At 68.5% G+C, this 20,874-nt stretch carries 20 protein-coding genes; 12 read left to right on the top strand and 8 right to left on the bottom strand.

Annotation, left to right across the window (positions count from 1 at the left end):
* Window positions 1-27: 27 nt before the first annotated feature.
* The 4 genes from AC1DOC_RS00315 to AC1DOC_RS00300 all read left to right on the top strand — a co-directional run bounded on the left by AC1DOC_RS00315 (window position 28) and on the right by AC1DOC_RS00300 (window position 2,561).
* The gene (locus AC1DOC_RS00315; protein ID WP_478080073.1) at window positions 28-237 is read left to right on the top strand and encodes a DUF2783 domain-containing protein; all 210 of its coding nucleotides are present in this window, start codon (window positions 28-30) and stop codon (window positions 235-237) included.
* A 32-nt stretch (window positions 238-269) separates the two neighbouring features.
* Window positions 270-1,226 (top strand): Bug family tripartite tricarboxylate transporter substrate binding protein, encoded by a 957-nt coding sequence (locus tag AC1DOC_RS00310; protein ID WP_436298877.1) that lies wholly within the window; start codon window positions 270-272, stop codon window positions 1,224-1,226.
* Between the two features lie 137 nt (window positions 1,227-1,363).
* Window positions 1,364-1,834, top strand: a complete 471-nt coding sequence (locus AC1DOC_RS00305; RefSeq protein ID WP_478080072.1) for a helix-turn-helix domain-containing protein — start codon at window positions 1,364-1,366, stop codon at window positions 1,832-1,834.
* Window positions 1,827-2,561, top strand: coding sequence for a nucleotidyl transferase AbiEii/AbiGii toxin family protein (locus tag AC1DOC_RS00300; RefSeq protein WP_478080071.1), 735 nt, complete (start codon window positions 1,827-1,829; stop codon window positions 2,559-2,561). The genes AC1DOC_RS00305 and AC1DOC_RS00300 overlap by 8 nt, the downstream gene beginning before the upstream one ends.
* Window positions 2,562-2,578: 17 nt before the next feature.
* On the opposite strand, the gene AC1DOC_RS00295 is transcribed toward AC1DOC_RS00300, so the two are convergent.
* The 7 genes from AC1DOC_RS00295 to AC1DOC_RS00265 form a co-directional block, all read right to left on the bottom strand.
* A complete protein-coding gene (locus AC1DOC_RS00295; protein WP_478080070.1) occupies window positions 2,579-4,447 on the bottom strand; it encodes a TRAP transporter large permease in 1,869 nt (622 codons plus the stop codon).
* On the bottom strand, window positions 4,444-5,457 hold the full coding sequence (locus AC1DOC_RS00290; protein WP_015865720.1) for a TRAP transporter substrate-binding protein: 1,014 nt from the start codon (window positions 5,455-5,457) through the stop codon (window positions 4,444-4,446). The genes AC1DOC_RS00295 and AC1DOC_RS00290 overlap by 4 nt, the downstream gene beginning before the upstream one ends.
* Before the next feature lie 63 nt (window positions 5,458-5,520).
* Window positions 5,521-7,110 (bottom strand): acyl-CoA synthetase, encoded by a 1,590-nt coding sequence (locus tag AC1DOC_RS00285; RefSeq protein ID WP_478083635.1) that lies wholly within the window; start codon window positions 7,108-7,110, stop codon window positions 5,521-5,523.
* On the bottom strand, window positions 7,107-8,276 hold the full coding sequence (locus tag AC1DOC_RS00280; protein WP_478080068.1) for an acetyl-CoA acetyltransferase: 1,170 nt from the start codon (window positions 8,274-8,276) through the stop codon (window positions 7,107-7,109). The genes AC1DOC_RS00285 and AC1DOC_RS00280 overlap by 4 nt, the downstream gene beginning before the upstream one ends.
* A gap of 16 nt (window positions 8,277-8,292) precedes the next feature.
* A complete protein-coding gene (locus tag AC1DOC_RS00275; protein WP_478080067.1) occupies window positions 8,293-9,108 on the bottom strand; it encodes an SDR family NAD(P)-dependent oxidoreductase in 816 nt (271 codons plus the stop codon).
* A 27-nt stretch (window positions 9,109-9,135) separates the two neighbouring features.
* Window positions 9,136-9,537 carry a PPC domain-containing DNA-binding protein gene (locus AC1DOC_RS00270; protein WP_062364979.1) on the bottom strand — a complete coding sequence of 134 codons (402 nt, stop codon included), beginning with the start codon at window positions 9,535-9,537 and terminating at the stop codon, window positions 9,136-9,138.
* A complete protein-coding gene (locus AC1DOC_RS00265; protein WP_478129278.1) occupies window positions 9,530-10,081 on the bottom strand; it encodes a PPC domain-containing DNA-binding protein in 552 nt (183 codons plus the stop codon). Before AC1DOC_RS00265 ends, AC1DOC_RS00270 begins: the two co-directional genes overlap by 8 nt.
* Window positions 10,082-10,199: 118 nt before the next feature.
* Between AC1DOC_RS00265 and AC1DOC_RS00260 the strand changes: the two genes are divergently transcribed.
* Window positions 10,200-11,084 (top strand): LysR family transcriptional regulator, encoded by an 885-nt coding sequence (locus AC1DOC_RS00260; RefSeq protein ID WP_319434039.1) that lies wholly within the window; start codon window positions 10,200-10,202, stop codon window positions 11,082-11,084.
* A 6-nt stretch (window positions 11,085-11,090) separates the two neighbouring features.
* Here the strand turns inward: AC1DOC_RS00260 and AC1DOC_RS00255 are convergent, their stop codons facing one another.
* Complete coding sequence (locus tag AC1DOC_RS00255; protein ID WP_478080065.1) at window positions 11,091-12,032, bottom strand: LysR family transcriptional regulator; 942 nt, start codon at window positions 12,030-12,032, stop codon at window positions 11,091-11,093.
* 112 nt (window positions 12,033-12,144) lie between these two features.
* On the opposite strand from AC1DOC_RS00255, the gene AC1DOC_RS00250 reads away from it, so the two are divergent.
* From AC1DOC_RS00250 to AC1DOC_RS00220, 7 genes are all read left to right on the top strand, one after another.
* Complete coding sequence (locus tag AC1DOC_RS00250) at window positions 12,145-13,083, top strand: dihydrodipicolinate synthase family protein (RefSeq protein ID WP_015865728.1); 939 nt, start codon at window positions 12,145-12,147, stop codon at window positions 13,081-13,083.
* A gap of 57 nt (window positions 13,084-13,140) precedes the next feature.
* Window positions 13,141-14,112: a Bug family tripartite tricarboxylate transporter substrate binding protein gene (locus AC1DOC_RS00245; protein WP_478129277.1), complete on the top strand. Its 972-nt coding sequence runs from the start codon at window positions 13,141-13,143 to the stop codon at window positions 14,110-14,112.
* A complete protein-coding gene (locus tag AC1DOC_RS00240) occupies window positions 14,102-14,809 on the top strand; it encodes an SDR family NAD(P)-dependent oxidoreductase (RefSeq protein WP_478083637.1) in 708 nt (235 codons plus the stop codon). The genes AC1DOC_RS00245 and AC1DOC_RS00240 overlap by 11 nt, the downstream gene beginning before the upstream one ends.
* A gap of 28 nt (window positions 14,810-14,837) precedes the next feature.
* Window positions 14,838-16,004, top strand: coding sequence for a mandelate racemase/muconate lactonizing enzyme family protein (locus AC1DOC_RS00235; protein WP_478081745.1), 1,167 nt, complete (start codon window positions 14,838-14,840; stop codon window positions 16,002-16,004).
* A gap of 260 nt (window positions 16,005-16,264) precedes the next feature.
* A complete protein-coding gene (locus AC1DOC_RS00230) occupies window positions 16,265-18,646 on the top strand; it encodes a type VI secretion system Vgr family protein (RefSeq protein ID WP_478129276.1) in 2,382 nt (793 codons plus the stop codon).
* A 4-nt stretch (window positions 18,647-18,650) separates the two neighbouring features.
* Window positions 18,651-19,727, top strand: a complete 1,077-nt coding sequence (locus tag AC1DOC_RS00225; RefSeq protein WP_412511536.1) for a DUF4123 domain-containing protein — start codon at window positions 18,651-18,653, stop codon at window positions 19,725-19,727.
* A 17-nt stretch (window positions 19,728-19,744) separates the two neighbouring features.
* Window positions 19,745-20,874: T6SS effector BTH_I2691 family protein (locus AC1DOC_RS00220; RefSeq protein ID WP_478129275.1), on the top strand; the 1,130-nt coding region annotated here is incomplete at its 3' end.

The following is a 20,874-nucleotide window of genomic DNA, read 5'->3' as shown; positions in this document are numbered from 1 at the left end:
CTTTGCAACGCCTGAAGGACTCCTGCCATGCCGCAAGCCATCGCCGCGCAACAACTGACGACCGCACCGAACATCGATGCCCCGGACGATTTCTACGAGGCGCTGATCGAAGCGCACCAGGGCCTCTCCACGGACCAGAGCCACGCCTTCAACGCGCGGCTGCTGCTGGTCCTGGCCAACCACATCGGATCGCTGCCCGTGCTGCGCGAGGCCTTCGCCGCCGCAGCACGCAAGTGAGAGCACCCATCACAACCACCGGAGACAAACCCATGATTCGCCTTTTCCTGACCGGCCTCGCGCTGGCCGCAAGCACCCATTTCGCCGTCGCGCAGGACAGCAAGCCCGTCGAATGGGTGGTGGGCTACGCCGCGGGCGGCGGCTCCGACTCCGTGGCGCGCGCCACGGCAGAGACGATGGCAAAGAGCCTGGGCCGGCCCATCGTCATCAACAACAAGCCCGGCGCGGCGACCAACATTGCCGCGGACTACGCCGCCCGCTCGAAGGACTACGGCAGCATGATGCTGACGGCCGACTTCGCCACCCTTGCAGCCAACCCTTTCCTGTTTTCCAAGCTCAGCTACAACGCCGAGAAGGACCTTGCGCCGGTCGGCATGCTGGCGCGCTTTCCGCTCGTGCTGGTAGTCGGTCCGCAGGTGCCGGCGAAGAACTTCAAGGAGTTCATCGCATGGGCCAAGGCGCAGCCCGGCGGCGTGAACTACGCGTCGGCCGGCGCCGGCAGTCCGCACCACCTGGCCACCGAGCTGCTGCGCGAAAAGACCGGCATCGCGATGACGCACGTCGCCTACCGCGGTGCGGCGCCGGCAATGCAGGACATCCTCGGCGGCCAGGTGCCCTTCATGATGGTCGACACCGCCAGCGGCAACCAGTTCGTACTGGCCGGCAAGGTCAAGGCAATCGGCGTTGCCAGCGCAAAGCGCATCGCGACCCTGCCCGACGTGCCGACCCTCGCGGAGCAGGGGCTCGCCGACTACGAGGCCTACGCGTGGCAGGGACTCGCGGTGCCCAGCGCCACGCCCGCAGAGACGGTCGAGAAGCTCAACAAGGCGCTGGTCGATGCGCTGAACTCGGCCCCCGTGAAAGCCCGCTTCCTGGCGCTCGGCGTCGAAGGACTGCCAGGCACGCCGAACGACATGGCCGCGTATGTGAAGGGCGAGCGCGAACGTTGGGGCCGCCTCATCAAGGCGAACAACATCAAGGTGGACTGATCGGGTCCGTGCTGCCGGGCGGGCGCGCGCTCCGGGGACGACGGCTAAAGGCGGGCTCCGAGCTGCATGCGGCAGAGCTCCGATTTATACCTCTCATTCTGGACATATTCCCCAATTTTGTCTAACATGAGATACATATGCCTTCTGCGGCTCCACCCCTCGCCCCTGCGGCCGATCGCCGCCTTGCAGCGTTCGGCCGGCGCATCCACGATCGCCGCAAGGCCCTGAAAGTCAGCGCCACCACAGCGGCGGAGGCGGCGGGCGTGTCCCGCATGACACTGCACCGAATCGAACGCGGCGAACCCTCGGTCACGATGGGGGCCTACATGAATGCCCTCGCGGCGCTGGGGCTGGATGTCGACGTGGTCCCGGCAACCCAATCCGCGCCCCCGGCGCCGATTGCGGGCGGCGTTCGAATCTCCGATTACCCCCAACTGCGCCGGCTCGCCTGGCAGTTGGCGCCGGATACCGAGCTCACACCTGCAGAGGCCTGGGCCACCTACGAACGCAACTGGCGCCATGTCGACGCATCGGCGCTCGACGCGCGGGAGCGGCAACTGCTCGACGAACTGGCACGCGCATTGGGCAGGAAGGCGCTGCATGTTTGAACGCCCGCACCACCGACGGGTCGCCGAGGCACTTGCAATGCTCGATGCCGAAGTGCTCGCCGAGAACCACTGCCTGTTCGGCGGCGGCACGGCCATCGCGCTTCGCTATGGCGAGTACCGCGAGTCGGTGGACATCGACTTCCTCGTTTCCGATATCGATGGCTACCGGCAGCTGCGCCAGCTGCTGACCGGTGAGCAGGGGCTGAGCGCGCTGGCCCGCAAGGGCGCGAAGATCCAGCAGACCGGCGAACTTCGCGCCGATCAATATGGCATCCGATCGATGGTGCGTGTGGGTGACGTCGATATCAAGTTCGAGATCGTGCTCGAAGCACGCATCGAACTTGATGCGCCGGGCGAGCAAGACCGCATCGGCGACATTGCGACGCTCACCGTGCTGGACATGGCCGCAAGCAAGCTGCTTGCAAATTCGGATCGCTGGGCCGACGACAGCGTCTTCAGCCGCGACATCATCGACCTGGCCATGATGCACCCTGGTTCTGCACTGCTGCGCCGCGCGGCGACCAAGGCCAGACAAGCCTACGGCAGCAGCATCGACAGCGATCTGGGAAAGGCCGTGAATGCGCTGCTGACACGCCACGGACGAATGGACCGCTGCATGGCGGTGCTGCAAATGACGCCTGCTGTGACACCCGCGCTGCTTCGCCAGCGCATCAAGGCCTTGCTGCCCCGAACTCCGAGCGCCAGGGGCAAAGCTGCCAACCCTTGATAGCAGGTCCCGGCCAGTCAAAGAAACCCGATGGAGAGCCAGGGAATCGCCGCCACCGCAATCGTCCCCACCAGCAGCGCCACCATATAGCCTGCAATCGGCCGGATGCCCGCATCTGGGTGCACGCGGCCAATGGCGCAGGCCGCGTAGTAGCCCACGCCCAGCGGCGGCGCGAACAGGCCGAGGCCCATCGACAGCACCACCACCATCGCGTAGTGCACCTCATGGATGCCCAACTGCCGAGCTATCGGGAACAGCAGCGGCCCGAACAGCACGATGGCCGGAATGCCCTCGAGCACGCTGCCCAGCACCACGAAGATCACCAGCGACACCGCCAGGAACATCGGCGCGCCGCCGGGCAGGCCGGTCATCGCTTCGGCCAGCAGGCGCGAGAAGCCCGACTGCGTGAGGCCCCAGGCCATGGCGGTCGCGGTGCCGATGATCAGCAGGATGGCGCCCGAGAGCGACGCCGTCGCAACGAGCATCGGCCCCAGCCGCTTCCAGTCGAACTGCCGGTACACGACGAGCCCCGCGACCACGGCGTACATGATGCCGATGGTCGACACCTCGGTGGCGGTGGCCACGCCTTCGACCACCGCCGCGCGGATCACGAACGGCAGCGCCAGCGCCGGCAGTGCCACGACGGCCAGCCGGCCGACCTCGCGCCACGGCGTGCGCACGACCTCGCGCAGGTCCTCGCCGCGGCAGCGGAAGTACACGACCACGCACAGCATCAGGCCCAGCACCACGGCCGGCAGCAGGCCGCCCGTGAACAGCGCGGCGATCGACACGCCCGTGACCGAGCCGATGGTGATCAGCACCAGGCTGGGCGGCACCGTCTCGGTCTGCGCGCCGGTCGCTGCCAGCAGCGCGACGAGCTCGCCTTCGCTCGCGCCGCGCTGCTTCATCTCGGGAAAAAGCGCCGGCGCCACGGCCGCCATGTCGGCCGCCTTGGAGCCCGAGATGCCCGACACGAGGTACATCGCACCAACCAGAACGTACGACAGCCCGCCCTTCACATGCCCCAGCAGGCCCGCGAGGAACGCGACCATCGCCTTGGCCATGCCGGTCATCTCGATCAACAGGCCGAGGAACACGAACAGCGGCACCGCGAGCAGGATCAGGTGCGACATGCCTTCGTCCATGCGCCCCACGATCACCGGCAGCGCCGTGTCGGTGGCCAGCGCCAGGTAGCCGAAGGTGCCAAGGCCGAAGGAGAAGGCGATGGGAATGCCCGCGAGCACGCCCGCCAGCACCACGCCGACGAAGAACACCAGCAGGTTCAGCCGACCGAGCTCCTGGAACACCGAGCGGCCCAGCGTGAACGCGACGACCAGCGTGACGACGATGGCCACCGCCTTGGCCGTGATGCGCCACTCCACGTCGCGCAGCAGCCTGAGCACCGCGAACAGGCCCATCAGGCCCACACCCACCGGCAGCGCCGCGGCCCGCCATGCATTCGAGATGTTCAGCGCGGGCGTGGTGATGAAGCGCTCCTCCGATGCGTACTCCCAGGCCGGCCACGCCACCATCGCCAGAAACGCGAGCGAAGCACACAGCGCCAGGGCTTCGAACAGCGGGCGCCGCGATGGCGGCTGCATCGAGACCAGCGCCGTCATGCGCATGTGCTCGCCGCGCCGCAGCGCGACCACCGCGCCCAGCATCGCAAGCCAGATGAACAAAATCGACGCGAGCTCGTCGGACCAGACCAGCGGGCTGTGGAACACGAAGCGTGCGAGCACGCCCGCGAGCAGCACCGCCACGTCGGCCAGCACCAAGCCGCCGACCGCGATGTCGACCAGCATGCCGAGCCGGCGCTCGATGGCGGACAGCCGGGGCGCGTCCACGTGCGCACCGGCCGCCAAGCCGAGGGCCGGCCCGCTCATGCAAGCTTGCCCGCGCTGCGCTCGAGCAGCGCCCAGGCCTCGTCGCCGTACTTGGCCTTCCACTCGCTGTAGAAGCCGGCCTTGCGCAACTGGTCGCGGAAGGCGGCTGCGTCCGGCTGGTTGAAGGCCATGCCCTTGGCGGCCAGTTCCTTCTGCAGCCCGGCGTTGAGCTCGGCCACGTCGGCGCGCTCTTTCATGCCGGCCGCGTTGATGTGGCGGGCCACCACGGTGCGCAGATCGGCGGGCAGCTTGTCCCAGGCGCGGCGGTTGGCCAGGAACCAGAAGCCGTCCCACATGTGGTTGCTCAGCGAGCAGTACTTCTGCACCTCGTAGAGCTTGGCCGTCGCGATGATGGCGAGCGGGTTCTCCTGCCCGTCGACGATCTTCGTCTGCAGCGCCGAATAGACCTCGGCAAAGTTGATGGACGTGGGCGCGGCGTCGAGCGCCTTGAACATCGAGGTCCACAGCGGCGACACCGGCACGCGGATCTTGAAGCCCTTCATGTCCTGCGGCGCGGCGATGGCCCGGCTCGACGACGTGATCTGCCGGAAGCCGTTGTCCCAGATCTTCTCCATCGGCACGATGTTGGCCTTGGCGATCTGCTGGCGGATGTGCGCGCCCAGCTCGCCGTCCATCGCCTTCCACACGCTCGCGTAGTCGTTGAAGGCAAAGCCCACACCGCTGATCGATGCGGACGGCACGAGCGTCGAGAGGATCAACCCCGACAGCGTGAAGAACTCCACGCCGCCCGAGCGCAGCTGGCTCAGCACGTCGGTGTCGGAGCCCAGCTGGTTGCTCGGGAAGATCTGGATGTCGACGCGGCCGCCGGTCTCGGCGCGAATGGCGTCGGCCATCTCCTTGGCGCGGATGTTGAGCGGATGCGTGACCGGCAGGTTGTTCGCGTACTTGTAATTGAACTCGGCCTTCTGTGCGAAGGCCCGGTGCATGGGAACGGCGAGGCTGGCGGCCAGTGCCGTCGAGCGCAGCACGGTGCGACGGGTGATGCTCATTTTTTGTCTCCTTGTCCTTTTGTGAATGGATCTGGTCGTGCGGGGCGGCGTCGATGGGTGCGCTCAGGTGATGGCGGCCTCCTTCACGTCGCCGCGTTCGAGCAACTGCTTGCGGATGTCGGCCTTGGCGACCTTTCCGTAGCCCGACTTCGGCAGCGCATCCCAGAAGAAGATGTGCCGCGGCCAGCGGTACTTCGCGCAGCGGCCGTCGAGGTGGTGCAAGAGCTGCTCGGCCGTGAGGCCCGGCTGCGAGGCGACGATCACCGCCACGCCCACCTCGCCCCATTTCTCGTCCGCGATGCCGAGCACCGCCGCCTCGCGCACGGCGGGATGCATCAGCAAGATTTCCTCGACCTCGCGCGGGTACACGTTGGAGCCGCCCGAGATGTACATGTCCGATTCGCGGCCCGTGATGTAGAGCAGCCCGCGCGCATCCATGCGGCCGAGGTCGCCGGTGTGGAACCAGCCGCCGCGCAGCGCTTTCTCGGTGGCTTCGGGGTTCTTGAAGTAGCCCGCGAACACGGCCGGTCCGCGGCAGCAGATCTCGCCCACGGTGCCGGCGGGCACCGGCTGCATCCACGCGTCGAGGATGGCCACTTCCATGCCGGTGCGGGCCCGGCCGCAGCAGCCGATGTTCGCGTTCGGATCGTCGTCGTCGGCGGCATGCATGGCCGGCGGCAGCACCGTGATGCAGCCCGTGACTTCGCCCAGGCCGAAGTACTGCACCAGCACCTTGCCGAGTTTTTGCAGCGCGCGCTTCTGGTCCGCGCGGTACATCGGCGCGCCCGCATAGACCACGTAGCGCAGCGAGCCGTGGTCGAAGCGGTCGACGGCCGGGTCTTCCACCAGCATCTTGACGATGGTCGGCACCGTGAAGACGTTGGTCACGCGGTGGCGCTCCACCAGCGCCCAGAAGGTGGCGGGCTCCAGCCTGTCCGATGGGAGCAGCACGGTGGCCGCGCCGCGCGCCACGTTGAGCAGCGCATGGATGCCCGCGCCATGCGACAGCGGCGCGACGGCGATCGAGCAGTCGTGCTCGGTGGTGCCCGGAATCAGGTCCGCCAGGTGGTTGGTCACGACGAAGGCCATCTGCCCGTGCGTGAGCACGGCGGCCTTCGGGCGGCCGGTGGTGCCCGAGGTGTAGAAGTACCACAGCGGGTGGTCGGCATCGACCTGCGCCATGGCCGCGGGCGCACCGGCATTGGCCGCGAGCAGCGCTTCATAACCGAGTTCATCCGCGCGCGGAAGACCGATGGTGACGACCGAGCGCAGATGCGAAGACGCGGCCTTCACGGCCTCCACATGCTCGGCGAAGCAGTCCTCGGCCAGCATCACGCTGGCCTCGCTGGCACTGCCCAGGTAGGCGACCTCCGGCGGCGTGAGCCGGAAGTTGACGGGCACCCACACCGCGCCCAGGCGGAAGGCGGCCCAGCAGCTCTCAAACAGCGCCGGGTTGTTGCGCGACATCACGAGCAGCTTGTCGCCCGGCCGCATGCCGAGTGCGCGCAGGCCCTGCACCAGCGCATCGACGCGCGCATCGATCTCTTGCCAGGTCCACTGCCGCTCGCCCTGGATCAGCCCCGGCCGGTCGGGAAAGAGCGCGGCCGTCTGCGACAGCAGCGCGGACAGGTTCATCGCCCGCGCCTGGCTCATGCCGCCTCCAGCACGCTCAGGTAGTTGGCGACCGCGGCGCCGCCCATGTTGAAGACCGCGCCCGGCTTGCCGGAGACCACCTGCATGTCGCCCGCGAGGCCCGCGAGCTGCATCGCGGCCATCACGTGCTGCGACACGCCCGTGGCGCCGATCGGATGGCCGCGCGACTTCAGCCCGCCCGATGGATTGACGGGCAGCTTGCCGTCCTTGCGGCTCACGCCGTCGAGGATGACGCGTGCGCCCTGCCCGTGCGGCGCCAGGCCCATGGCTTCGTACTCGAGCAGCTCCGCGATGGTGAAGCAGTCGTGCGTCTCGACGAAGCCCAGGTCATGCAGCGACAGCCCCGCCGCGGCCAGGCCCCGCTGCCACGCGAGCGCCGCGCCCTCGAAGCGGGTCGGATCGCGGCGCGACAGCGGCAGGTAGTCGTTGACCTGCGTGCGCGAGCGCCAGCGCACCGCGGGGACCGTCGCCGACGCAACCGGCCCGGCCGAGATGACCAGCGCCGCCGCGCCGTCGGAGACCAGCGAGCAGTCGGAGCGCTTGAGCGGGCCCGCGACGAAGGGGTTCTTCTCCGACGGCTGGCGGCAGAAGTCGAAGCCCAGGTCGCGCCGCATGTGCGCAAAGGGGTTGTGCACGCCGTTGGCGTGGTTCTTGGCCGAGATGGCGGCCAGTGCATCGCTCTGGTCGCCGAAGCGTTCGAAGTAGCCGCCCGCGATGTTGCCGAAGACGCCGGCAAAGCCCGCCGGCGTTTCGCCCTCTTCCTTCACGTAGGAGCAGCGCAGCAGCGTCTCGGCAATGCGCGGGCCGGGCACGGCGTTCATGATCTCGAAGCCGACCACCAGCGCATGCCGCACGCGCCCGCACTGCACCGCATCGAGCGCGGCCCAGATTGCGGCCGAACCGGTGGCGCATGCGTTTTCCATGCGCACCGCAGGAACGTGGCGCAGCTCGGGAAGCGCCAGGCTCACGAGCGACGCGCTGAAGTCCTGCGGCAGGAAGCCGCTGTTGAAATGGCCGACGAAGACGCCGTCGATGTCGGCCGCGGCGAGCCCCGCGGTCTGCAGCGCGGGCTCGACCGCCGAGCGGATGAGCGCTTCGCTCTCCACGGCATCGAGCTTGCCGAAAGGCGTGTGTCCCCAGCCGATGATGCAGGCGTTGGTGGTCATTGGGCGCTTCTCCTTGTCAGGCGTGGTTGGTGGCCGGCGCGGGCATGCCCCGGCGCAGGGTCGGCAGGCCGACGCCGGCGGCATCGAAGCCGCCATCGACGGCCAGCACCTGGCCGTTGATGAAGCTCGCCTCGTCGCTGCACAGGAAGCCCACGGCGTTGGCCATTTCCTCCGGCGTGCCGTAGCGGCCGAGCGGGATGGTGTCGTAGTAGTCGGAGCGGATCGCCACGCTGTGCACGAGCTTGGCCATCTCGGTTTCCACCGGCCCCGGCGCGATCACGTTCACGCGCACGCCGGCGTTGCCCAGCTCCACCGCATGCTGCTTGGTCAGGTGGATGAGCGCCGCCTTGCTGGTGCCGTAGGCCACCCGCAGCGTGCTGGCGCGCAGGCCCGAGATGGAGGCGATGTTCACCACCGCGCCGCTCCCGCGTTCGACCATCAGCGCGCCGAAGGCCTGCGTGCAGAGGAACGCGCCGTCCAGGTTGGTGCCGAGCACGGTGCGCCATTCCTCGAAGGAGGTCTGGAGCACCGGCTTGAACACCGCCACGCCGGCGTTGTTGACCAGCGCATCGACGCGGCCGAAGCGCTCGACCACGGCCTTTGCGGCGCTCTCGACCTGCGACGGCTTCGACACGTCGCAGCGCAGGCCGAGCAGCTTCGCGGGCTGCGCGAGTTCGGCCACCGCCTGGTCGAGCGTGGCGCCGTCGATGTCGAGCAGCGCGACGCTGTAGCCGTGCGCGAGGAACCAGCGGCCGATGGCCAGGCCGATGCCGCGCGCGCCTCCGGTGACGACGGCGACGCGGGAAGAAGATGAAGCGGAGAGTTCGGTCATGGATGGGAGTTTCTGCAGTGAATGAGATCAGTTGTTGCCCGGCGATGGCAGCCACTCTTCGAGCGTGACTTCGAAGGTGACGCAGACGGCATTGGCGCCCGCCACGAACGGTCCGCCATACAGGTGGCCGTGCGTGTCCGCCACCACGCCGGTGAGCGCGGCGCGCAGCGATCCGTCGGGCTGCGAACGCACCTCGCCGGCCAGGCTCACGATCTCGGCGGCCGGACCGCGGATCACCTGGCAGGAACCGTCGGCGCGCTCGAGGCAGGCATCGACGAGGCTGCCCAGCGCGCCGCGCACGAACGCGTTGCCGAAACCTTCCGCGAGGCAGAGCTTCTCGACGCTGGAGACGAGGTCTTCGTTGGGTGCGATGCGCGCATAGGCCACGCGGCCCATGCGCCCGCTTTCGATCATGCGCATCTCAGCCATGGATGCGCCTGGCCTGGGGCCGCATCAGCGGCATGCGGGTTTCGTCGTCGTAGACCACGCGCAGCTCGAAGCTGTCGAGTGCGGTGACCACCGCGGTGACGCTGCGGCGTCCGACCACCGTGCGGTCGGTCAGGATGTGGCCGCCGCGCACCGCGCCGTCGGCGGTGCGGAAGGCACCGTGGCAATGGACCACCGGCGTGCCGCTGGCGGAGCTGCCGAGCGTCGCGTTGCCGAAGATGAAGCAGGCGCCCTGCACCGTGTGCGGCGCGCCGTAGGTGGCGAGCACGCGGCCCGTGGGATCGGGCAACGCAAGGCAGAAGCCGAGCTCGGCCAGCTCGCCGCCGATCAGCGTCATCGATGCGCTGGCCACGCCTTCGTCCGCCAGCGCCTGCACGAGGCTTTCRTGCAGCGTGYGGCCGCCGGGCAGCGAAAGCCGGAAGTGCCGGCCCTTCTGGTCGCGCATGCGATCGATGCGCACGGGCCGGAAAGGCCCCGGATGCACCACCGTGCGCGAGCGCGGCAGCCCCATCAGTTTCTCGACCATCGCGTTGTCTCCTTGCCGCGCCGTTCGGATCGACAGCGCTGGTGGAGGCAAAGTCTAGAAGTTGACATCAATAGCAACAAATTTAGAATTCGTATCGATCAATACAAAATTCAGATAGATGGAAATCCGCCACCTCCGCTGCCTGGTCGCCGTGGCCGAAGAGCTGCACTTCGGGCGCGCGGCGCAGCGCCTGAACCTGTCGCAGCCGCCCGTGAGCCTCGCGATCAAGGAGATGGAGGAAGAACTGGGCGTCACGCTGTTCGAGCGCACCTCGCGCCGCATCGCGATCACGCGCGCGGGGGACGAAGCGCTGCGCGATGCGCGCGCCGTGCTGCTCGGCATGGACACGCTGCGCCGGCGCGCGCAGGAGGCCGCGGCCGGGCTCATGGGATCGATCTCGATCGGCTTCATCAGCCTGCCGGCCTATTCGTTCTTGCCGCGGGTGCTGCGGCAGTTCTCGGACGAGAACGAGCGGGCCGAGATCGCGCTGTGGGAGGGCACGACCGACCAGATCATCGGCGACGTCGAATCGGGCCGGCTCGACGTGGGCCTGGTGCTGCAGCCGTCCAGCATGCCCGCCTCGCTGGGCTCGCGGCTGGTGCAGAAGGATGCGCTGATCCTCGCGATGCCCGAGGCGCATCCGCTGGTGCGGCCCGGCAGCATTGCGCTCGAAAAATTCTCGGGCGAGCGCTTCCTGGGCTTCGAGCGGCACTTCGGGCCGCAGGTGTTCGATGCGATCGTGGCCACCTGCATGCGGCGCGGCTTCAGCCCGCGCCTGTTTCCGGCGCGCCAGATGCACACCATCGTGAGCCTGGTCTCGGGCGGGCTGGGCGTGGCGCTGGTGCCGGCCTGCGTCAAGGCGCTGCACCGCGAAGGCGTGGCGTACCGCTCGCTCAAGGGCGAGAAGACCTACATCGACACCCTGGCGGTCTGGCGCAAGGCGGACGATTCGCCGCTGGTGCGCGCGCTGCTGGCGCTGCTGCCGACGCTCAGCAGCGTCTGAGGGCGCTCAGGCGCCGGGCGCCGCGGCGCCGTCCTTCACCAGGTCCCACAGCGCCTCGGCCACGGGCGCCATGTGGGCCTGCTGCCGGTACAGCCGGATGTCCACCGGCACCCGCCAGCCGCCTGCACCGGCATCCACCAGCGCGCCGCCGCGCAGGTCGTCCGCCACCAGGCTCATCGGCAGCCATGCGAGGCCGCGCCCTTCGAGCGCCATGGTCCGCAGCAGCGCAGCATGGTGCGCCGTGAAGACCACCGACAGCGAGGGCGCGAAGTCCTTGCCGAACTCGCTGTCCTGGATCGCCCGCATGATCCGCCCCAGCCCCGAGGCCTCGCTGTAGGCCAGCACCGAAGGCGCCTGCTGCCTGCCCAGCGCATGCAGCGGCAGGCCGCGCGCATCCGGCGCCGCCACCGGCACGAGCACGTCGCCGCTCAGGCGCTGCATGGGGTACTGCGCTTCGTCGAGCCGGCCGGGCGCATGCGCATGGCCATGGCACAGCACGAACTGCACGCGGCGCTGCAGCATCAGGTCTTCGCAGGCCTGCGAGCTGTCGGAGATGGTCTGGATCGGCCCCAGGCTCAGCCGCGCCTCCACGCTGGCCAGCCAGCGCGGAAAGAAGGTCAGCGACAGCACGTGCGTGGCGGCGAAGCTCAGGCTCGCCGCGGCCATGTCGTGCGCCGCGCGCGTCTTGATGCGCGCGGCCTCCAGCGCGGCCAGCACCTCCTGCAGCAGCGGCTGGAAGCGCCTGCCCGCCGCCGTGAGCGCGGCCGGGTGCGCGCTGCGGTCGAACAGGTCGACCCCCACCCACTCCTCGAGCGCGCGGATGTGGCGGCTGAAGGCCGGCTGGGCGATGGAGCGCGCCTGCGCCGCGCGCGAGAAATTGCCGCTCTCGGCCAGGGCCAGGAAGTCTTCCAGCCATTCGAGGTCGAGGGGTCGGTTGCCGGGGCCCATGCGCAGTGCGAGCGGTTGAATAGTTGTATGCGATTCGAGTATTGGACGGTGCAGGCCCCGCCGGCCAAAGATGCGGGCATTCCTGCACCTTGAACCCCAACGGAGACACAGCATGCCTTCCATCGCGAATTATCGCGGGATCATTCCCGCCATTTCCTGCCCTTTCACCGCGGACCACCGCATCGACGAGCCGGCCCTGCGCAAGCTGGCCTCGTGGCTGGCGGGGCACGACGGCGTGGTGGCGGTCATGACCAACGGCCACACCGGCGAGGTGTTCTCGCTGACGCCGGCCGAACGCGCCGAGGTGACGCGCATCGTCGCCGACGAGCTGCGCGGCCGCATGCCGGTGATCTCGTCGATCGTGTGCGAAGGCCTGGCCGAAGCCGCCGAGCATGCGCGCGCCGCCCAGGCCGCCGGCGCGGCCGCGCTCGACGTGATGCCGCCGCACCACTGGCTGCGTTTCGGCTTCACGCCGGGCCATGCGCTGCAGTACTTCGAGGCCATCCACCGCGCGGCGCCGGAGCTCGACCTGGTCTGCCACGTGTACCCGGCCTGGACCCGCGCCTCCTATTCGTCGCAATTGCTGGCCGAGCTGGCCCGCCTGCCCTACCTGCAGGCCTTCAAGGTGGGCCAGCGCGACATGAACAAGTACGCCCGCGACATCCAGGCGATCCGCGAGGCCGACGCCTCCAAGGCCATCCTCACCTGCCACGACGAGTACCTGCTGGCCTCGATGGTGCAGGGCGTGGACGGCGCGCTGGTCGGCTTTGCCACTTTCATCCCGCAACTGATCATCGACCTGTGGAACGCGGTCAAGGCCGGCGACCTGAAGAAGGCGATGGCGGTGCAGGCCCTGATCACGCCGCTGAAGGACGCGGTGTACGGCGGCGGCGAGCCGACCGGCGAGGCGCATGCGCGCATGAAGGGCGGCATGTACCTGGCCGGCGTGCTCGACAACGCCACGGTGCGTCCGCCGACCGAGGCGCCCAATGCGCGCGAGATGGACGCGCTGCGCGCCGCCGTGGCGCAGGCCGGGCTGTCGAGGCGCTGAGCGAACACGCGGAAGGCACGCCGCCCTCCCCCCGAAAAACACAAGGAGACAAGAGACATGCAACGCACCCATTTCCTGCGCGCCGCGCTCGCGGCCCTCGCGCACGCTGCGGCGTCGCCCGGCTTTGCGCAGACCCAGCCCTGGCCCACCCGCCCCGTGCGCATGGTGATCCCGTTCCCGCCCGGCGGCACGCTCGACACCGTCGGCCGCCTGCTCGCGCAGAAGCTCGGCGACCAGCTGGGCCAGCCCTTCATCGTGGAGAACCGGCCCGGAGGCAATGGCGTGATCGGCGCCGACGTGGTGTCGAAGGCGCCGGCCGACGGCTACACGCTGCTGTTCAACGCCTCGACCTTCACCACCGCGCCCATGACGATGAAGTCCGTGCCCTACGAGGTCGCGCGCGACTTCACGCCGGTGGCGCTGGTCGCCAAGGCGCCGCTGTCGGTGGCCATCAACAAGAACCTGCCGATCACCGACGTCAAGTCGCTCATCGCCTACGCCAAGGCGCATCCGGGCAAGATGACCTTCGCGGTGGGCTCGATCGGCTCGGCCGGCCACCTGTCGACCGAGCTGCTCAAGCGCGCGGGCGGGCTCGACTACCTGATCGTGCCGTACAAGGGCACGGCGCCGGCCTTCCAGGACCTGATCGGCGGGCAGATCGACGGCTTCATCGACCCGATCCTCGGCTCGCTGCAATACCACAAGAGCGGCATGCTGCGCGTGGTGGCCGTCACCTCGGCCCAGCGCGCCACCAGCCTGCCGAACGTGCCCACGGTGGGCGAGACCATTCCGGGCTACGAGTTCTACAGCTGGTATGGCCTGTGGGGTCCGGCCAGGCTGCCGGCCGCGATCACGCAGCGGCTCAATGCCGAAGTGAACAAGGCGCTGGGCACCGACATGCGCGAGACGCTCAACGCACAGGGCCTGCTGCTCACGCCGGGCAGCGTCGACGACTTCGCGAAGTTCCAGCAGGCCGACATGGAGYGCTCGAAGAAGATCATCGTGGAGGGCAACATCCGTGTCGAATGAAGCGGCCGCAGCCCCGCATGCCGTGGTGACGGGCAGCAGCAGCGGCATCGGCCGCGCCATTGCGCTGCACCTGCTCGAAGAAGGCTGGCGCGTGAGCGGGCTCGACCTGGCGGCGCCCACGCTCTCGCATTCCGCTTTTGCGCATGTGGCGGTCGACCTGTCGGATGCCGATGCCGTCGCGCGCGCCGCGGCCGCTCTTCAGGATGCCGACGCGCTCGTGCATGCGGCCGGCGTGCTGCGCGTGGGCCCGCTCGGGCAGCTCGACCATGCGGGCGGCGAATTGATGTGGCGCCTGCATGTCGATGCCGCCACGCGGCTGGCCGATGCGCTGGTGCCCGCGATGGCCGCGCGCGGCCATGGCCGCGTGGTGTTCGTCGGCAGCCGCGTGGCGCACGGCATGCCGGGCCGCGGCCAGTACGCCGCCACCAAGGCGGCCCTGGTCGCGCTCGCGCGCAGCTGGGCGGCCGAGGTCGCGGAGCGCGGCGTCACCCTCAACGTGGTGTCGCCCGGCGCCACGCAGACCGCGATGCTGCAGGACCCGGCGCGCGCCGGCAGCGCGCCGCGCCTGCCGCCCATCGGCCGGCTGATCCAGCCCGCGGAGATTGCCGCGCTGGTGGCCTTTCTGCTCTCGGCGCCGGCCGCGGCCATCACCGGCCAGGACATCGCCATCTGCGGCGGTGCGTCGCTGCACCGCTGAGTTCTTTTTTCCTCCAGCTACAAGCACCATGAAGATCGTCAACATCCTCGAGTCCACGCGTCCCATCAAGTCGGACATCCGCAACGCCTATATCGACTTCTCCAAGATGACCCTGAGCCTCGTGGCGGTGGTCACCGACGTGATCCGCGACGGCCGGCCGGTGGTGGGCTACGGCTTCAACTCCAACGGGCGCTACGGCCAGGGCGGGCTGATCCGCGAGCGCTTCCTGCCGCGCCTGCTCGAGGCCGAGCCGGCCTCGCTCCTCGACGAGACCGGCGACAACCTCGATCCACACAGGATCTGGGCCCGCATGATGATCAACGAGAAGCCCGGCGGCCACGGCGAGCGCTCGGTSGCCGTGGGCACCATCGACATGGCCGTGTGGGACGCGGTCGCCAAGATCGCCGGCAAGCCGCTCTACCAGCTGCTGGCCGAACGCTACGGCAGCGACACGCCCGATCCGCGCGTGTTCGTCTATGCCGCGGGCGGCTACTACTACCCCGGCAAGGGCGTGGAGGGCCTGCAGCGCGAGATGGCCAGCTACCTGGAGCGCGGCTACTCGGTGGTCAAGATGAAGATCGGCGGCGCCACGCTCGCGCAGGACTGCGAGCGCATCGAGTCGGTGCTCAGGATCCTCGGCCCCGGCCAGCAGCTGGCGGTGGACGCCAACGGCCGCTTCGACCTGGCCACCGCCATCGACTACGGCCGCGCGCTCTCGCAGTACCCACTCTTTTGGTACGAAGAAGCCGGCGACCCGCTCGACTACGAGCTGCAGGCCAAGCTCGGCGAGGTCTACGCCGGCCCCATGGCCACGGGCGAGAACCTGTTCTCGATGCAGGACGCGCGCAACCTGATCCGCCACGGCGGCATGCGGCCCGACCGCGACTGGCTGCAGTTCGACTGCGCCTTGAGCTACGGCCTCGTCGAGTACCTGCGCACGCTCGACATGCTGAAGGACCACGGCTGGTCGCCCTCGCGCTGCATTCCGCACGGCGGCCACCAGATGTCGCTGGCCATTGCGGCGGGCCTGGGCCTCGGCGGCAACGAAAGCTACCCCGACCTGTTCCAGCCCTACGGCGGCTTTCCCGACGGCGTGAAGGTGCAGGACGGCTACGTCACGCTGCCGCCGCTGCCCGGCATCGGTTTCGAGGGCAAGGCCGACCTGATTGCCGAGATGCGCGCGCTCGCGGGTTAACCCGAAGGGCTTCATCGAGCCCGATTGAGCCTCGCGGGTGTAGCCCGTATGGATTACATTTTTCGGCAACTGCGATCAAATAGCCCCGATCCGTGCCGAATTACCATGGAATGACCAAAGGTCTCTTGCATAATCCGACCGTCTGATGCGTCCTGTCACACACATTGCATCCAGACAGTTGATTGGCTAGTTTCTTCTCCAGAAGAAGAAAAAGATCAGGGAGGTCACATGGACACCACGTTCCTGCAAGGTGGCGGCTCATGAAGCGCCGCGTCACCATCCAGACGCCGCTGGGCGAGGCACTGCAATTTCACCGGCTGGCGGGGCGCGAGGCGTTGAGCCAGGCCTATGCCTTCGACCTGGATCTGCTGGGCAGCAGCAATGCGCTGGACCCCAAGTCCATCCTGGGCAAGCCCGCCACCGTGGTGATGGAGACCGAGAGCGGCGCGCCGCGCTACCTCGCCGGCCTTGTCACCCGCTTCGGCCTGTCGCACGAAGACGACCGCCAAGCCTTCTACAAGATGCGGCTGCGCCCGTGGCTGTGGCTGGCCACGCGCCGCTCCGACTTCCGCATCTTCCAGGACCAGACCGTGCCCGAGATCGTTGCGGCCGTGCTGGGCCGCTACGGCCATCCGATGGAGCAGAAGCTCCACCGTAGCTACCGCCCCTGGACCTACTGCGTGCAGTACCGCGAGAGCGACTTCGACTTCATCTCGCGCCTGTGCGAGCACGAAGGCATCTACTACCACTTCCGCCACGAGGCCGGGCAGCACGTGCTCGTCTTCGCCGACGACATCGCCAGCTCGCACGTGCCGCTACCCGGCGGCGAGACCGTGCGCTACCACCCGCATGAGAAAGCCGGCATGACCGGCGGGCTGGAGGCCAGCGAGCGCATCTACGAATGGGCCCACGCCGAGGAGATCCGCCCCGGCCATCACTTTCGCAACCACTACGACTTCGAGAAGCCCCAGGCCGACCTCGCCAGCCGGCGCCAGATGCCGCCGGGCCACGAGCACGACGGCTTCGAGCAGTACGAATGGCCGGGCGACTACCTGCAGCACGACGACGGCGAGACCTACGCGCGCCTCCGCACCGAAGAGCAACTGAGCCAGCGCAGCCGGGTCACAGGCCGTTCCAACCTCCGCGAACTGGCGCCGGGCCACACCTTCCGCCTGCGGGACCATCCGCGCGAGGACCAGAACCGCCAGCACCTGCTGCTGGCCGTGGACTATGAACTGCAGGAGAACCTGCAGGCCAGCGAAGGCGCCCATGCGTCCGAAGGCTCGGTGCAGCGCTTTGCCTTCGAGGCCCAGCCCACCAGCTACGCCTGGCGCCCGCGGCGCACCACCCCCAAGCCGCGCACCCGCGGCCCGCAGACCGCCGTGGTGGTCGGCCTCGCCGGCGAAGAAATCTGGACCGATCCCTACGGCCGCGTCAAGGTGCAGTTCCACTGGGACCGCCTCGGCCAGCGCAACGAGAATTCGAGCTGCTGGCTGCGCGTGTCCACCGCCTGGGCCGGCGCCACCTTCGGCGCGGCCGCGCTGCCGCGCATCGGGCAGGAGGTGATCGTCGACTTCCTCAATGGCGACCCCGACCACCCGATCGTCACCGGCCGGGTGCACAACGCCGACGAGATGCCGGCCTGGCAGCTGCCCCAGCAAAAGCAGCTCACCGGCATTCGCAGCCGCGAGCTCGGYGGYGGCMARAGCAACCACCTSGCKCTCGATGATTCSAGCGGCAAGGTRCARGYCCAGCTCAAGAGCGACCACCAGAGCACCAGCCTGAGCCTGGGCCACGTCGGACGCATCGACGATGTCTCCGGCCGCCGGGACGACCGGGGCCAGGGCGCCGAACTGCGCACCGATGGCCACGGCGCCCTGCGGGCCGGCCAGGGCCTGCTGCTGAGCACCGAGGCGCGGCCCAACGCCCAGGGCCACATCACCGACATGCCCGAGACGGTCGCCCGCCTCACGCAAGGACGCGACCTGCATGAAAGCCTGAGCCAGGCCGCCCAAGCGGCCAAAGCCCATGAGCCCGGCGACCAGGACGAGGTGGCCAAGGCGCTGAAGGCACAGAACGACGCCATCAAGGGCAGCGGCGGAGACAAGGCGCATGGCCTCTTCCCCGAATTCCAGGAGCCGCACCTCACGCTGGCCAGTCCCGCGGGCATCCAGACGACCGCGCAGGGCTCGACCCACATCGTGAGCGGCGAGCACACCGCCATCACCAGCGGCGCGCACACCAGCCTGGCCACCGGCAACAGCTTCCTGGTGAGCGCCAAAAATGCAGTGCGCCTGTCCGCGGCCAACGCCGGCATCCGCGTGACCGCCGCGAAGGACGACATCGACATCACGGCCATGAAGGCCAGCATCAACGCCCTGGCCAAGCTCAACATCAAGCTGGAGGCCAACCGGATCACCATCACAGCCAGGGACGAGGTGCTGATCAACGGCGGCTCCAGCTACACACGGTGGAATGCGAATGGCATCGAGAGCGGCACCAATGGGCAGTGGCGCGCGCATGCGGCTTCACACAGCCTCGTGGGGCCGGCCAGCCTGCCAGTCAAGCCGCACAGCGAGTCGGACTGCAAGCTCAGGGAAGGCGGCGCGTCCAACGAGGGCGCCGGCTCTTTGGCTCGCTGATCCGATGACATACGCCGACGCACCCTCTGCGGACCCGCGCTGCGCCGCACTGGTTCGACAACTGAGCGCGGCCTTCAACACCGCGGCTCATGTGCTCGCCGCCGCCGGAGGCCGCCCCCTGCGCGCCTGCCTCGCGCTCGAACACTGGCACGCCAACGCGTTGACTGCCGCCATCGAGCAACGCTACCCCGCGATGGCTGAACAACGCGTGGCCGTGCCCGATCGCCATTTCAAGCACCGTGAAGACGATGCACCCTGCCTCGTGCCGCTGCCGGAAGACTGGGCCACCCCGTCCACGGACCCGACAGTTGTTGGCTTGATCGCAAACGATCTCCCCGGATGGTTGACGCAAGCCTGGCTGCATGCCGAGCAACGCCAGATGCGGCAACCTTTGTGCGGCGTGCTTTTCAGCGAAGCCAGCCCCGTTGCCATCGCTGACCATTGGGCCCGCCTGGGCGACCAGACGTCGCCCGCGGATGGCAGCGCGCGCCTCTTCCGGTACCAGGACGCGCGCGTGATGCAGCGCGCATGGCCCCTGCTGTCCGACACGCAGCGCCAGGCATGGCTGGGCCCCGTGCGCCAATGGTGGGCGCTCGAACAGCCATGGGGGCCATGGTCCTTTGCCGACCTGGTGCAGCAGGACGTTACCGCCACATCCCGCGAACCTGAATGGTTCCGTGCATTCGTCCGGCCGGACAACGCCGAAGCGCTCTCGTCATCGGCCGCCGGCCGCCTGGGCTTCGAGCTTGCCCAATGGCACGCCGCCCATTCCGCTCCCGCGGGCCATCGCGTCTGGGCACGCCTTGCCGGCAACGATGTGCCGCCCGACCGGCAGCCCGATGGCGCCGCAATGAGCCGCATGCTGGCCCTGGGCCAGAGCCTCGGCTTGAACGACGACAACCTGGAGGACTTCGTGGCCGTCACCTGGAGGGCACACGCATCCGCAGGCATCGGCCGCGACGCCTTCTGGCAGTCGGCGCACGAAGCCGACCTGCTCGATCGAATCCTGGGCGCGTTGCGTCAACAGCCTGAAGCACGTTTCGGCACTCTCTACGCCGAAGCCCAGCCTTCGGAAAGATAGGAAGAAAGAAAGCTCCGATGCCCTGCGCCACACCGTGCAAGAACTGCGACCGCAAAGGCCTGCCCATCCTGTTCGTCCGCTATGCGGCAGCCTACAGCGCGCAGGCCAAAGGCATGAATGCCCTGAAGCCGCTGCAACCCATGGGCCAGTTGCAAGCCAAGCCCGGAGGCGTCGCGATGCAGACGGCGCTGTACAACGTGCGCATGCTGCGCGCGGGCTACCTCTACCTGCGCATCGAGCGCAAAGGCGTCGGCCCCGAGTGGCAGGGCTACATCGTGCATCCGCATGGCTACCTCGGCGAATTCCCGGTGGGATTGCCGCAAGCAGCGGCTTCCCATCCGGCGTGCGAGATGGAGTTCCGCGGGGCCAACAGCTCCATGGTCTGGGTGGGCGACGCAAAGAACGTCACCAAGCTCGACTACATGTTCAATCCCGACCCGATCGACTACGAGCACTTGAAGAAAGAGATCGAGCCGAACCTGGGCAAGTACATGCAGGGCTTCGACGTTGCAGGATGGGCGGGCGGGAGCACGAGCCAGAAGGACACGCTGCAGCCTGGGCAGTTGAACGGGCAGGTGGTGGAGTTCAGCGCATTGAGCACCGAGGCGGTCCGCGATGCGTGCGAACCCCTCATGTATGGCTTGATGGGCAGCAATGCGCAGGAGCGGGGGTGGGGAGACTATGAGGAACAGGTGGAAGTCCGGACGCCGGCGGTAACGGCCATGGGCGACTTCACCGGGACCGAGGACGTGTCGTACGACACCCGCAAACGCATCGGTCCGACTTACGACAAAGCCCATGGCAAGCGGCTGAGGAAGATGGTCGAGTTCCTGCACCTTCATAAGGGCGCAGTCGTGGCGTGCGAGGACGCCGTGGGCATTGCGCAGGAACTTGGGCACCTGCAATCAGAGGCCCATACTCCCTATAGCCACTGGCAGATCGAGCAAGCCAGCGGGTTCGCGAAGGGCGTTACCAATGAATGGGTTCTTCAAACGGCGGTGAGCGCAAAAGGCCTGCGGAGTCTCGTCAAGAAAGGCGCGTTCCGAGCGATCAGCGCCGGCTATGAGGAGTCCAAGAACTTTCATGCACCGTTGCCAAGCGATCCCCAGGCGCGCGCAGCAGAGCTGGCCGCGCGCAATGCCAACAG

The sequence above is a fragment of the Variovorax sp. 01T439_2 genome (assembly GCF_056398445.1).
Note: the sequence above shows the minus strand (reverse complement) of the source record. Positions and strands in the feature narration are given on the sequence as shown.

What these genes read in the sequence shown, in the direction of transcription:
- AC1DOC_RS00225 (WP_412511536.1), top strand. Translation starts at nt 18,651, where the DNA reads ATGACATACGCCGACGCACCCTCTGCGGACCCGCGCTGCGCCGCACTG.
- AC1DOC_RS00260 (WP_319434039.1), top strand. Translation starts at nt 10,200, where the DNA reads ATGGAAATCCGCCACCTCCGCTGCCTGGTCGCCGTGGCCGAAGAGCTG.
- AC1DOC_RS00250 (WP_015865728.1), top strand. Translation starts at nt 12,145, where the DNA reads ATGCCTTCCATCGCGAATTATCGCGGGATCATTCCCGCCATTTCCTGC.
- AC1DOC_RS00315 (WP_478080073.1), top strand. Translation starts at nt 28, where the DNA reads ATGCCGCAAGCCATCGCCGCGCAACAACTGACGACCGCACCGAACATC.
- AC1DOC_RS00295 (WP_478080070.1), bottom strand. Translation starts at nt 4,447, where the DNA reads ATGAGCGGGCCGGCCCTCGGCTTGGCGGCCGGTGCGCACGTGGACGCG.
- AC1DOC_RS00280 (WP_478080068.1), bottom strand. Translation starts at nt 8,276, where the DNA reads ATGACCACCAACGCCTGCATCATCGGCTGGGGACACACGCCTTTCGGC.
- AC1DOC_RS00275 (WP_478080067.1), bottom strand. Translation starts at nt 9,108, where the DNA reads ATGACCGAACTCTCCGCTTCATCTTCTTCCCGCGTCGCCGTCGTCACC.
- AC1DOC_RS00305 (WP_478080072.1), top strand. Translation starts at nt 1,364, where the DNA reads ATGCCTTCTGCGGCTCCACCCCTCGCCCCTGCGGCCGATCGCCGCCTT.
- AC1DOC_RS00255 (WP_478080065.1), bottom strand. Translation starts at nt 12,032, where the DNA reads ATGGGCCCCGGCAACCGACCCCTCGACCTCGAATGGCTGGAAGACTTC.
- AC1DOC_RS00290 (WP_015865720.1), bottom strand. Translation starts at nt 5,457, where the DNA reads ATGAGCATCACCCGTCGCACCGTGCTGCGCTCGACGGCACTGGCCGCC.
- AC1DOC_RS00310 (WP_436298877.1), top strand. Translation starts at nt 270, where the DNA reads ATGATTCGCCTTTTCCTGACCGGCCTCGCGCTGGCCGCAAGCACCCAT.
- AC1DOC_RS00300 (WP_478080071.1), top strand. Translation starts at nt 1,827, where the DNA reads ATGTTTGAACGCCCGCACCACCGACGGGTCGCCGAGGCACTTGCAATG.
- AC1DOC_RS00285 (WP_478083635.1), bottom strand. Translation starts at nt 7,110, where the DNA reads ATGAGCCAGGCGCGGGCGATGAACCTGTCCGCGCTGCTGTCGCAGACG.
- AC1DOC_RS00270 (WP_062364979.1), bottom strand. Translation starts at nt 9,537, where the DNA reads ATGGCTGAGATGCGCATGATCGAAAGCGGGCGCATGGGCCGCGTGGCC.